Below are 13,783 nucleotides of genomic sequence, written 5' to 3'. Positions count from 1 at the left end.
GTTTCATGCAGAATCTCCTCCAGCATAGGGTATGAGAAAATTCTACTTTTGACATCAGTTATTTTTCGGGGGGATTACCATGATGACAAATGGGTTACCTCGGTAGAGAATGCTCATCACTGTTGAGAATCTTGGATTTTTGTATAGTAACGATCAAACAGCTTATTTCTGAATTTGTAGTCTGGATCAATTTTATTTTTTAGACTAAAGAAGTCATGAGCTCTAGGATAAGCCTTAAAAAATTGATACTTCGTCGCAATTATTTGATAAGGCAAATAATAAGTGCCCCCCTCCTCTATCGCGGCATCAATTAATTGAGAAGTCCATGTTCTAACCCTTAGTTTATCTTGTTCGCTAACCCCTTGTTTATAATAGATAACAAAAGAAAAAACCTCAGATCTTGCCCAAGCAAGATAAGAGCCAGGATCAGGAAGAGCATGCCTGATTGAAATATTTAAAACCTTCACTTTATGCTGTTGAAGGATGGTTGTCATTTTTTGGGCAAATGAATCAAAATGCTCAACGGGTATAAAATACTCCTGAAGTACATAGGTCGAATGTTTACGTGAAAGGGGCTCAATACTATTTACATCATAACTTGCTTCATTGTTACGCCATTCAATAATTGGCCCTAAATTTTTGTACCGATCATACCAATGTTGCCTAAAATATTTTCCTAATTTAGTGTCGGAGATCCAACTCAATAGAAACTCTTGGTAAATGGTTGGGCGCGCTTGAGGGGCAAGTCGAGCGGATACAGTGACAGGCTTATTTGTTTTTACCCAAGTGATCGCATTTAATTCTTGATAATTGGGCGGGTATAAATCTGCGTTGTGAAACACTGCGTCAGGCGAATGCCGAATAGTTTGTAAAAAATATCTTTTATAGTGTGCTAGCTTCATTCGATGGCTTATTCTCTCTACCGGAGTATTATCATCAAGTACCAAGGTAGCTTCTACAATGACTCCTATCCCACCATAGCCACCAAGGGCTGCGAAAAATAATTCTGGATTCTCATCTCTACTCGCGCTAACGATTTCTCCATCGGCAAGAACTAGTTTAATTGACCGAACGGATAGAATAATCGGCCCCTCATTAACGTATCGTCCATGAGCATTAACACTGAGAGAACCGCCCACAGTAAAATTGGAGAAGGACTGCATGATCTTAAGAGAAAGATTGTAAGAGTCGATTTTCTCTTGAATTTTTCGCCATGTGATACCCGATTCCACAGTGATTAAATGGTTTTCTTTATCAACATTTAGAATATGATTCATTGCTCGCATATCAAGAAAGAGAGTGTTATCGGTAGCTATCTGCCCTCCTTGGCTATATTTCCCTCCTCCAATTGAAATCGGTCCCTTATGATTCTTAATCCGTTGACTAATTTCTTCGCTAGATTGAGGAACAATAACTTGCCTGACTTCGATAGGATTTAATTGAGTGACATCATTGATAGTAAGCGCAATGGTTGATGGGCTATTTAAAAACCCTATCCACAGGAGTAAACCTTGAGCAAAGCAATTTACTTTTCTCATATTGATTTATTCTACCTCTTCGACAATAAACTGTGACACATTGGTTCTGTGGGGAGGATATCGCAATTTATAAAAGAAAAGACAGTTTCAAAGCAAAAAATAATAAGGGCTTAGCCTACAACAGTCTTAAATTAACAGTCTTTTGCACACTCTTTTTTTATGCTTAAGCTCTTTAGCCTTCATAAAAAGCTTATCTTGAAAAAAGTAACACTTTTCAAGAAGAGGTAATAATGGCCAATAATCATGGCGGAAGGCGGGTAGGTTCTGGCCGTATGAAACAAGAGGAAACTAAATTAGTTCGAGTCCCTCTTTCCAAAATTGATACAGTCATGGCCGTCCGTCAAGCGGATTACCATCATACTATACCTCTTTACTCAAGCAAAGTGGCAGCAGGTTACCCCTCCCCTGCTGATGACAGGATTGATGACAGCATTAATCTACAAGAAATGTTGGTTAAAAAACCTGAAAAAACCTTTGCCTTGCGCGCCAGTGGGGACTCCATGGTCAATGCAGGCATTAAATCGGGTGATTTGTTAATTGTAGAAAGTACTCAACAAGGATTGGATGGACAAATGGTGATTGCCGTAGTCAATAGCGAACTCACCGTGAAAACCTTATCGATTCAAACCAATCAAATTCGCTTACTCCCTGCAAACCCACTTTTTCAGCCGATAGATGTAACCAATGTGGATGACTTTAAAATCCTAGGGGTAGTTATATACATCGTTCATTCCCCCTAAACTTTGCTAATTGACTTACAGGTTAAGTTTCAGGCTTACCCTGAGGGCTTTTTATTGCCTAAAAATAGTTAAATTTTAAGAGAAGGGCGTAACCTATGAACTTGATAGCCAACTGTATAATGAAAAACACTTTAGCTTTGAAAGCACCATGATTACCTATTTACCGAATATTACTGCACTTGATGGGATAACCTCATTAGCACTCGCCCTTTCAATATCATATAAAACCCTCTGTGGTTAGGGTTAACTCCTTAGTTTTAGGAAACCCCAATCAAATCGAACCATCAAACCTTTATCTACCCTTCGTAAATTCCAAGCGGTCTGTATTTTGCTTTTCATCCTCGGTTGAGTCCTGTGATATTGAAGAAAAAAACAAATGTGCTGGCTTATCCAACCCCTGTGTTAATGAGTTTCTTTGTGAATTAGCAGAAGATTCTGTCGTAGCGAAAGGGGTTAAGTTTGGTACATCAGCACCAAGCGAAGGCTCAGTCCTACGAAAATCCTTCGGTAGGTATAATAACTTAACAAGATTATCTCTTGAATCAGTCTCTACACCATTCTTGTCTCCATTTAGTTCAGTGACAAACGAATTCTGAGGTCTTTTAAAATCTTCTAGTAGTTCTAATAGGTCGTCTTTCTCTTCTGGATTGTTCACTACACTAGTTGTTTCATCATTCACTACAAGATTGAAAAATCCATCCCTATTATCGAAAAGTATCGCAGGGGATTGTTCGATATACCCATTATTCAATTCCTGTAAATTATCTCCGTCGTGTTCAGCTAAGGGAGACCGTTGAGAAGCGGCAATTTCACTGGGTGAATGAGTACTTTCAGGGTTTGACTCCATAGGAAATTCCACGATAGTCGATGCTTCTTTTTTTCTTCGTTTTCCTCTTTGCTTATTTTTATAGCATTGGGGATGTTGTCGCTTAGCCTTAGCCCTGTTAGCTGCAATGTCCTCTGGACTAAGTTCAGCTTGAACTTCAGCAAACTTCTCATCATATCCCATCTGGTAGGCTAAGGGTTGTTTTACAAAATTAGCTGATTTTTTTGAGCCTAATTTAGCTGCCTCTCTTCCACCCTTTTCACCCGTTGTATACTGCTTTCTTTCTTCCTCGTTAGGAAATCGTTCTATAAGAGACTGTCTTAGACTAGGGTGTTTTCTTGCTTTTGTTTTTTTCCTGGGTTCACTGGGTTCAACTGATTTAAAAATGAATTTTTTCATCGGTACTCATGCCTTTGAATGGGTAAAGGAGCTTATCTCGAAGCTATGATAATGAATTGAGATTAAGAAAATATTAAATAATCTATAATCTATTGATTTTAATAATTATTTATTTTTAATCAGTTAACTTATCTAACGAATATTATTTATTTAGTTTTTTATCATGCCTTTTTGAAAGAAGCTCAATGATCTCATCTTTTAATGAGACCTTGCTTTTAATGATGCAAGCAACGCCTAGAACGAGCAGCTGCCTCTTCCATTTGACAGCTCGCTAAGTCAATTTACTTCTTTGCGTTATAGTCGCATTGGCAATATAAGGTGCTCCGGTGATTTTGAAAAAGAATTTCTGCTCTTTTCTTAGCAAGAGTAAAATTAGCAGGAGGATTTGCAAATACACAATTCATCAACAATAAGGAATTCATAAAACAATGAAAAAAGCGTCTTATAAAGCAACTCATGCGTTAATTTTCCTCTCTATTCGCTCACTTTTTGTTATTGACAGTTATTTAGGGTAATTTAACTCACCTCGCTGTAATGAACAGCATATGCAATTCCTTCTTTGGTTAATAAATATCAATCAACCATGCTAAAATAAGATCATTTGAAGCAACCTATAATCAACTAACCATGGAAAATGCTCTAGAAACGGATGAACCCAGCCAGATTAAATCATAAGCTGGCCTTAGCCAATCACTTTAAATCGAATTATCACGCGCATAAGGATCGAATCACAAATCATCGCATAGGACTTTTAAAACAATATGACAAAAACACGAGTGGACTTTAATCAAACTGTAATTGAGCTTTTTGAACTTCAAGTGAAGCAAACCCCTGAATTGCCTGCAGTACAAGATGAAGAATATGAATACTCTTATATGCAGCTCAATGAAAAAGCAAATCAATTTGCCCATTGGTTAATTAAAAAAAATATTCAAAAAAATGATTGTGTTGCTATCTTATTAGAGCCTAGTGTTGATTTTATTTTGTGCCTGTTAGCCATCATCAAGGTAGGAGCAACCTATGTACCTTTAGACACCAAAGCCCCCCAAACGCGTTTAGAAAGCATCATTAGCGATTTTATCCCAAAGCTTGTGATTACGGATGATTCTTATAAAAATCTATTGGTTAACACCTCAAGTAAAACACTGATTAAAAATATTCACTTAGAAAGCGTTAGTACGCCTTCGGCAAACTTAGCACTGTCCATTGATGCTAACGATCCCATCTATCTGATGTATACCTCCGGTTCAACGGGTAAACCTAAAGGCATACTAATTCCGCATAACGCCGTGGTTAATCTTGCTAAAACTGACAATTATGCCGATTTTAAAGAAGGAATTGTCGTTGGCCAATTTAGCAACTTAGCGTTTGATGCCTGCACCTTTGAAATCTGGGGCACTTTATTAAATGGTGGGTTACTTTCCATTATCCCACTGTCAGTAAGAACCGATCATAATCAACTTAAAAAATATTTACATAAACATCAAATTCATTGCCTGTTTTTACCCACCAGCTATTTCCATCAACTCATCAAGTCCTACCCCAAAACCCTGAACTCCGTTGAAGTCATCGTGTTTGGTGGTGAACAGGTCAATTTAAACCTATTAAAAAACTACCTCCATTATCGAAAAGAACATCATAATCCCGTAGTGCTTATTAACGGTTATGGACCAACTGAGGCAACAACCTTTACCTGTAAACATCGGATGACTGAACAAAGTCAGTTAGAGGATGAGGTGTTAATGAGTATCGGAACTCCTATTAGGAATGTGAAAACCTATGTGCTGGATGAGAATGGCAAACAAACTTCTGAAGGTGAGCTCTATATCAGTGGCATTAACTTAGCCATTAATTACCTATCGACGCAAACTAATGAGAAGACCTATTTCGCTGATAATCCGTTTGAAGACTGCGAGCCCTACAGTCGTATTTATAAAACTGGAGACCGAGTTAAATTATTGCCATCAGGCCAATTGTTATGTCTTGGACGTTTAGATGATCAGGTCAAAATAGGTGGATTTAGAATACATCTTAATGAGATTGAAAATGAACTGATGAGGCATGAAGCCATTAGTCTTGCCACTGTGACCGTTGATTTAGGTGGCGCATCCCATAAATTACTGACGGCTTATATTGTCCTATCTTCCACCAAAACCAAGATAAGTGCTACGACCATTCGTGATTTTTTAAAAGTTCATTTACCTGACTATATGTTACCTAATCGCTACTTTGTAGTCGATGAGCTCCCTTTAACCTTAATTGGAAAAGTTGATAAGGCGAAGCTCATTCAAATACCTCACACGGAACTCTTTTATCATATCGATACCTCCTCCGAGAGTCGGATTGAAAAATCGATTAAAAAGACCTGGGAACATCTTCTTAACATCCCCCATATTGATGTTCATAGGAACTTATTTGAATGCGGTGCTAATTCAATCCTCATGCTTGAAGCCTGTTCTCTTATTAATAAAGAACTCCACACCGATTTAGAGATTTCCCAATTATTCGCCCATCCCACAATCGATCGCTTAAGTCGTTTCATCGAAGGCGATACCGACGAAGAGCCTCATTTTCGAAAAAAATCCGCAACAACTTGTGCAGACATCGCTATTATTGGCATGAGTTGCCGCTTTCCTGAAGCGAATTCAATTGACGAGTTTTGGGAAAATCTTTGCCAAGGCAAGGTATGCTATGGGCCTTTTTCCGAAGAACAATTAGGTGATAGGAAATTTAAACTACAAAATAATGACTTTGTGCCCGTCAGAGGGATCCTTTCCGATATCGAATCCTTCGATGCTCATTTTTTTGGTTTTAATCCCGTGGATGCAAGCATTACCGATCCTCAGCAACGCTTGTTCCTAGAATGCGCCTGGGAAGCCCTTGAACAAGCAGCAGTAGTCCCAAGTGTCCCTGATCTAAAAATTAGTGTGTTTGCTGGCATGGCCGATAGCACCTATTTACATGAAAATTTACTGAAGAATAGATGGATTCAACAAGAAACCGACCGATTACAGCAACGTATTGCCACCAGTATCGGTATGTTAAGTACTCAAACCTCCTATCGTTTAAATTTGAAAGGAAATAGCCTTAATATTAACACCGCGTGCTCCACCGGTCTTGTGACAGTGGCACAAGCCTGCCAAGACTTGATGATGGGAACAAGTGACGTAGCCATTGCAGGTGCGGTATCCATTGTTGTTCCTCAATACGATGGCTATCTCTTTAAACAAGGAAGCATTGAATCCTCAGATGGACATTGCCGCCCCTTTGAAGCACGCGCTAACGGCACCGTATTTTCCAATGGCGTGGGGGTTGTCGTATTAAAGCGCCTTGAGGATGCACAAAAAGATAACAATACCATTTATGCAATCATCAAAGGTGCAGGGGTTAATAATGATGGCGCCGATAAATTAGGCTATAGCGCACCAAGTGTCAGTGGACAAATCGATTGCATTAGAAATGCCTTAGAGCAATCCAAAGTCAATGCAAAAGACATAGGCTATGTCGAGGCTCATGGTACGGCAACATCCCTCGGTGATGCCATTGAGATGGAAGCACTCTTTGCCTCTTTTGGTGAATCAGCGGATAGAAAGCAATATTGTGCCCTAGGTTCTGTTAAAGGCAATATAGGACATACCGATATTGCAGCAGGCATGGCAAGCTTTATTAAAACAGCCCTTTGCTTATATCATCAAAAAATTCCACCCATGCCCAATTTTGAAACTCAAAATCCCCATATTCATTTTGAGAACAGCCCTTTTTTCATCAATACAGCGCTTAAAGACTGGCCAGAAAGCCCAGTGCATCGCTATGCAGGAGTGAGCGCCTTTGGGGTTGGAGGCACCAACGCACACCTTATTTTAGCAGAGCATAAGCCTAAAGCATCTAAGCCTAAAAAGGATAACGATCATTTGATTATTCTCTCTGCAAAAACTAAAGAAGCCCTCCATCAAGCTCAAAATCAACTGATTCAGTATATTGAAACAAACGATGAGCGACCTTCTTCTTTCAATCTAGCTGACCTTGCCTATACCCTTCAGACAGGCCGAGAAGGCTTTCGCTGGCGAGGCGTCTGTGTCGCAAAAAACAAAGAGCAACTTAAAACGAATTTGCTAAACACAAACATTAACTACTTCGATCCAGAAATTCATCCAAGCCTCATTTTCATGTTTCCAGGTCAAGGCATGCAATACCACAAAATGGCAGCAGCCTTAATGAAAATCCCTTTCTTTTCTTCTTGGGTGAAGCGAGGTGTGCGACTTGCTAAATCTTATCTCGATCTGGATTTACTTGAATTAATTAACAATGCGGATGATGAACGCCTACATCAAACGCAATATGCACAACCGGCCTTATTCCTTATTGAGTATGCTTTAGCGCAGTTATTTATACACTTAAATCTTACCCCCCATGCCCTAATTGGCCATAGCATTGGCGAATATGTCGCAGCTACCTTAGCAGGCATCTTTTCATTTGAAGACGCCATTGCTTTAGTCTGCCAGCGTGGCTTTTTAATGGCCTCTGTTACACCCGGGGAAATGCTAGCTATCGAAAGCAGTTTGGAAAAAATATTGCCTTACTTAAATCAGACGGAGCTTGCCTTACATAATTCACTCAACCAGGTCGTCGTGTCTGGTCAATCTAAAGCTATTGAGCAACTGAAACAATCACTGACTCAAGCAGGCATTGTTTTTCATCCGCTTAAAGTCAGCCATGCCTTTCATAGCCAATCCATGGAAGCGATTGAACAACCTTTTAAACAGCTGTTTGCGAATTTAGCCCTTTCCTCTCCTCAAATACCGATGATCTCAAACGTCACAGGGACCTGGATTTCAGCAGATGAAGCAATAGATCCTGATTATTGGTATAGGCATTTGCGACACACCGTCCAGTTTTCTAAGGGCATTGAAACGTTGCTTCAAGATAGTCATCCTTTATTTATTGAGATAGGACCAGGACACAGTTTAAATAGCTTCTTAAAACCAATTGCTCATCACCATCATAAACCAGTGCTTAGCACCGCAAGTTTGCCAGATAGACAAGGCCCTAATGAAGCACTCCCCACTTTTCTTTCCGCTCTTGGCCTACTATGGCAACACGGGTTTTCTATTGATTGGCAAGCCTACTATGAGCATCATACCCCACGATTAATACCTCTACCCACCTACCCCTTCCAACGACAAAACTATTGGATTGAGCCTGATCTCAAGACCGCTTACGTGAATGAAGAACAAGTAAAAAGGTATAAACCGAGCTGGTTTCAGGAACCTGCCTACTTAAAACCAATCCCTCTCCTTTCAGCAACACTTAGTGCTCATACCTGGGTCATTTTTAGTGATGACTCTGCGTTGAGCCACCACCTCATCAACTTATTAGAACAAAATAAGGCAGAACCGATTGTTGTCCGCCTTGGTAAAAAAAATAGGCAAGACAAGGAACGACATTTTTATATTAATCCTCAAATTCGAAATGATTATCAGGATTTATTTAAAAAGCTAAAAGGAAACCTTAAAAACCCTATTTTTTTACATCTTTACTCTTATTCAAATCGAACAAACAACTTTCCTTCGCAAAAATCCCTTGATCAACAATTAAAACGAAGTTTTTACAGTGTCCTCTACTTATTTCAAGGCTTCCTCGCGGAACTAGGAAATAAAATGCCCCTGCAATTAGGGGTTATCACTTCAGGAACAAAACGTGTAATCGGTACCGAACAAATTCACCCGATTAATGCGACCTTAAATAGTGCCTGTCGTGTGATGATGCAAGAACAACCTCAATTTAAAGCAAAGCTTTTTGATTTAAATCCGCTTGAAAAACCTCAAACCAATAGCAACCTGCTCAAAACCCTTATTAATACTTGCCTCAATGAACCTTGGGATGAAAATAACTTATTGGCGTTTTTTCGAAATGGTTATCGGTGGTATTTACAGTTCACGCCTGTCTTACCTCAAAAAGAGCCTACTCAGCGTTTAAAAAACAAGGGCATCTATGTAGTGACAGGCGGTCTTGGCGGTATCGCATTAAGTCTTTGCGAAGCCATACTTAAGGAAGTATCCCATCCTACGCTGATTTTAATGTCACGACGAAAACTAGCCTCTCAAAACGATTGGAAAAGCATCCTGCAAAACCCAAATCATGAGGACTATGAAACGGTTAAAGCCCTTCATCAATTTCAACAATTAGGAGCAACCGTCGTTGTCGAACAAGTGGATATTTCTCAGTTTAAGCAAGTGCAACATTGTATTAAGCGCAGTCTTGCGCATTTTGGCGCAATCGACGGCGTCATTCACACAGCAGGCGTCTCAATACCTGAGTTAGCTGAATTGACTAAAGAAGAATTTTCTCAGGCAGTCTTTAAACCCAAAATTGAGGGAACCTACCATTTACTCCGTGCTCTGCAATCGGTATGCCTTGATTTTATTGTCTTTACCTCATCCCTTGCAGCCCTACTGGGAGGCTATCGACAGCTTAATTACGCCAGTGCCAATGCCACCTTAGATGCATTGACTGATACGCTCCTACTTCCTCATTGTGCATGGATGGCCACTATCAACTGGAATACCTGGCGCGATGTAGGGATTGCAGCACGTGCAGCTTCTCACGGAGAAGCCCATTTTATAGGCCAGGGGGATGATATATCACCAGAGGAAGGACAAGCCTTATTCTTATCCATCCTTAAAGGAAATGACCAGCAGGTGGCTATTTCTAAACGAGACATTCAACACTTAACCGTCAATCCGCCTACCCTACCCGCTGCCCCTTCATTTGCTATTAAAGTCAATAGGCAAAGCATGAAAATAGCGACCACTTATCATCCTCCGGCAACAGCAATTGAATCAGAGCTAGCCCTCTTATGGCAAAACGCATTGGGCATTGAAACCATCGGCACAAACGATAATTTTTTTAGCTTAGGAGGGCATTCGCTTAAAGCGGTGTATTTAATTGATAAAATCAATCAAACCTTGAACTGCAATTTACCCGCTACTCAATTGTATCAAGACCCAACTATCAAGCAATTAGCAGCCACCATAGAAACCAAAAAAGAACCCTTTCCCGCTCACGAACCCATCCTTCTAAAAAGGGTAACCGAAAAATCACCCTATCTCTTCTTATGCCACCCGATTAGCGGATTAATCCATTGTTTTAATGATTTAGTGTTACAAAGCAAACTGCCTTTATCCATTTATGGCATTCAAGATCCAGGAATAACAACACCATTGCCAGACTTCCCTCATTTTCTCGATCTGGTGGAGGATCACTTCAACCTCATTAAAAAAAAGCAGCCTAAAGGACCCTATTACCTAGTCGGCTATTCCTTTGGCGGGGCTATACTTTTTGAAGTGGCTAACAAACTCCTTAAAAAAGGAGAAACAATTAGCTTACTAGCTTTGATAGATAGTTGGGCGATTAACTCACCCCTGCTGCAAGAAGAAAAGTCCTTTAAAAAATACTTAAAAGACACCAGTCAATTACCACAAAAAATAATCGATTTAGCCTGGCAGCGAGAGCAAATCTTGCTTAATCATCAATTTCAAGTCTTAAATCAAGAGATACTGCTTTTTAAAGCCTCACAGCTTTTGCCTGCGTATCAAGCGATTGACCACCCTAGCAATGGATGGTCTTACTATAACAAAGGTAAAATTTTATGCCATGCTATTAATAGTGACCATGACAACATGCTCAACCATGAACATTGTAAAAACATCTTGCAATCAATCACGGATTATTTGCAAAAAACAGATAGGATAGCGAGTGAAACTTTCAAAAAATGCACTGAGTAGTTTTGGCGTTTTGCAAACACTCGCAAAAGTGTCAGTCATTGCGTTTAATGAAAAGCTACTCATTCAGTACATGAATAGCTACACCAAGGAATTACTAGGTCTCAGTCAAACCGATTCCTTGCTAGGAACTTCCATTAAGCAATTAAATCTTCCTCTGTCTTTTAATGATGACCAATCTGAGTCTCAAATCATTTTGATGAATAATTTGTTTCAAAGATGGCAGAAGATAACCTTCTCGGTTGATAATGAAACATGGTCTATCCTCCTTGGCTTTCCTATTACAACCAAAGAAAATCTTAGTGAAATACTCGCGGAAAACGAAAATTCCGAGAACAAAATTTGTTTATCTAAAATTATTCAACATTTACCCGAATTAGTTTATTGGAAAGACAATCAATATGTTTATCAAGGTTGTAATCAACATGTTGCCGAGCTGTTGCATCTTTCGAGCCCTAAAGACATCGTCGGCAAAACGGATTACGATTTTGGATGGACTGATGAACGAATTAAAAGTTTACAAGATGTCGATATCTCCATTGTGCATCAAGGCATCAATAGCATTGTAGAAGATATTATCCCCGTAAATGGGGTCGATAGAATTTTTTTAACCAGCAAAACGCCGCTTCGCGATATTGGGGGGAAAATTATTGGGCTCTTAGGGATATCGACGGACATTACCAATTTAAAAAATATGGAAGAAAGTTTACGCAATGCACAGCGCGCGGCAGAAGCAGCTAGTTGTGCGAAAACGGAATTTCTTGAAAATATGCGTCATGATATTAGAACGCCTCTTACAGGCATCGTCGGTTTTGCTGACATTTTAAAGTCAGAAGCCCAGAATCCGCAGATTAAAGAATACGCAGAAAACTTAGTTGCTTCCAGTCATGCACTGCTTGATTTAATGGATGAGGTCTTGGAGGCAATTAGAGTCAGCTCCGGTGAAATTCCACTATTGAAGAAAAAATTCGATCTTCATTTAATGCTTAATCAGGTGGTTAACTTACATAAAGCCAAGGCCAGTGAAAAAAACCTGCAATTAAATTTCATTTATGACAATCACCTACCCCAATATGTAATTGGCGATAAAATCAGGCTTCACCGGATTATCCTTGAACTCATCAGCAATGCACTCAATTTCACACATGAAGGACATGTCACTTTAACCGCTGAGCTCGCTAAAAATGAAGAACAGCGTTTAATTATCCGCTTAGAGGTCACCGACTCAGGAATTGGGATTGATAAAGATAAGCAACAAGATATTTACTTACAATTTAAGCGTCTAACCCCTTCTTATCAAGGTCTTTATAAAGGAGCAGGTCTTGGCCTTTATATCGTCAAACAGTTTATTGATGAGCTTAATGCTGAAATTTATGTCAATAGTACAAAAGATGAAGGAACAAAATTTACTTGCATCATTCCCCTTAAAGCGCCATTACTGAATGATAATTCAGGGGTTCAAGACGATGAAGCAAGTCTTGAAGAAAAACGTCTTTTACCCTCTCTTACTAATCGTGCTTCATCATCTCCTTCAACAGACAGACCTAATAAAGTATTAGTCGTTGAAGACAATCCTATTGCCCAAAAAGTTGCTTTAACCCTACTTTCCTCCATGAATTGTCAAGTTGATGTGGCAGACTCAGGACAAGTTGCACTGAAACAAATTAAATCCAATCGTTACGATCTTATTTTTATGGATATTGGTTTAGGGGGAGGCGCTGATGGTTATGAGGTCACTCAACAAATCCGCAGCCTTGAAAAAGACAAAGAACATACGCCTATCGTTGCTTTAACCGCTCATGCCGCTGAAGAAAACAAGCAGCACTGCATTGAAGCAGGTATGGATGCTGTGTTATCAAAACCTATTACTAAAACCCATGCGTCAAACATCTTAAATCACTTCGTCAGGAATCCTGAAAGCTACGAACGAGAAAAAAAAGCTGAAGCAAAACTCGACTTACCGGATACCGAAGAAGAGCTTTTTTCTTTAAATCAATTTCCTCTTTTAGAAGTAGAGCAAACCTTAAAAAATTTAGGCAATAAATCTGTATTTATCGAGCTTTTGCAAGATTTAATCGAGGTGAGCATTCCTCAAGATTTCCCTAGAATGAAGGACGCTTTTGCGGCTAAAAACTACGAGCAAGTTGAAAAATTAGCGCACAAAATGAAAAGTGGCGCGGTTTATGTGGGGACGACTCGCATGAAATATGCCTGCCAATATTTAGAGCGTTATTGGAAATCAGGCCAACAAGCCCTCTTTGAGAAACTCTATGAGCAAACCGTTTCAGTCATTGAAGAAACCACTACCTTTGTTAAAGATTGGTTAAAACTTGACCACGAATCACTTTAAGTGTTCGTTGAACAAAATCCTTCAACTTAGGTCCTATTTTTCACAATGGGTAAATCAGTCCATCGTGTGGTATAGGCTGGTGACTTAAGCTCAGCCCGCATCGCCCAAGGTTTAGAAGCCCCCTCTGACGCTAGGCGAACGGTTTCGCG

The 13,783-nt window shown here is 39.6% G+C and carries 6 protein-coding genes; 3 read left to right on the top strand and 3 right to left on the bottom strand.

Annotation, left to right across the window (positions count from 1 at the left end):
* Window positions 1–116: 116 nt before the first annotated feature.
* Window positions 117–1,538, bottom strand: coding sequence for an FAD-binding oxidoreductase (locus Lnau_RS02970; RefSeq protein ID WP_058503670.1), 1,422 nt, complete (start codon window positions 1,536–1,538; stop codon window positions 117–119).
* A gap of 230 nt (window positions 1,539–1,768) precedes the next feature.
* Here Lnau_RS02970 and Lnau_RS02965 point away from each other — a divergent pair, with 230 nt between their 5' ends.
* A complete protein-coding gene (locus Lnau_RS02965) occupies window positions 1,769–2,278 on the top strand; it encodes a LexA family protein (RefSeq protein WP_058503669.1) in 510 nt (169 codons plus the stop codon).
* A gap of 292 nt (window positions 2,279–2,570) precedes the next feature.
* Here the strand turns inward: Lnau_RS02965 and Lnau_RS02960 are convergent, their stop codons facing one another.
* Window positions 2,571–3,503 (bottom strand): hypothetical protein, encoded by a 933-nt coding sequence (locus tag Lnau_RS02960; protein WP_058503668.1) that lies wholly within the window; start codon window positions 3,501–3,503, stop codon window positions 2,571–2,573.
* 761 nt (window positions 3,504–4,264) lie between these two features.
* Between Lnau_RS02960 and Lnau_RS02955 the strand changes: the two genes are divergently transcribed.
* Together Lnau_RS02955 and Lnau_RS02950 are read left to right on the top strand one after the other, a co-directional pair.
* Window positions 4,265–11,287 carry a type I polyketide synthase gene (locus tag Lnau_RS02955; protein WP_058503667.1) on the top strand — a complete coding sequence of 2,341 codons (7,023 nt, stop codon included), beginning with the start codon at window positions 4,265–4,267 and terminating at the stop codon, window positions 11,285–11,287.
* Window positions 11,259–13,634 (top strand): response regulator, encoded by a 2,376-nt coding sequence (locus Lnau_RS02950; RefSeq protein WP_238585906.1) that lies wholly within the window; start codon window positions 11,259–11,261, stop codon window positions 13,632–13,634. Before Lnau_RS02955 ends, Lnau_RS02950 begins: the two co-directional genes overlap by 29 nt.
* A 26-nt stretch (window positions 13,635–13,660) precedes the next feature.
* Here Lnau_RS02950 and Lnau_RS16080 read toward each other — a convergent pair.
* A partial coding sequence (locus Lnau_RS16080) for a DUF4113 domain-containing protein (protein WP_157070616.1) occupies window positions 13,661–13,783 on the bottom strand: 123 nt, incomplete at its 5' end.

The organism is Legionella nautarum (assembly GCF_001467895.1).
Classification (GTDB): Bacteria; Pseudomonadota; Gammaproteobacteria; order Legionellales; family Legionellaceae; genus Tatlockia; species Tatlockia nautarum.
This window is presented reverse-complemented; position numbering and strand designations above follow the sequence as displayed.

Excerpts from the sequence above, each read along its gene's own strand:
- Lnau_RS02965 (WP_058503669.1), top strand. The coding sequence starts at position 1,769 with ATGGCCAATAATCATGGCGGAAGGCGGGTAGGTTCTGGCCGTATGAAA.
- Lnau_RS02960 (WP_058503668.1), bottom strand. The coding sequence starts at position 3,503 with ATGAAAAAATTCATTTTTAAATCAGTTGAACCCAGTGAACCCAGGAAA.
- Lnau_RS02955 (WP_058503667.1), top strand. The coding sequence starts at position 4,265 with ATGACAAAAACACGAGTGGACTTTAATCAAACTGTAATTGAGCTTTTT.
- Lnau_RS02970 (WP_058503670.1), bottom strand. The coding sequence starts at position 1,538 with ATGAGAAAAGTAAATTGCTTTGCTCAAGGTTTACTCCTGTGGATAGGG.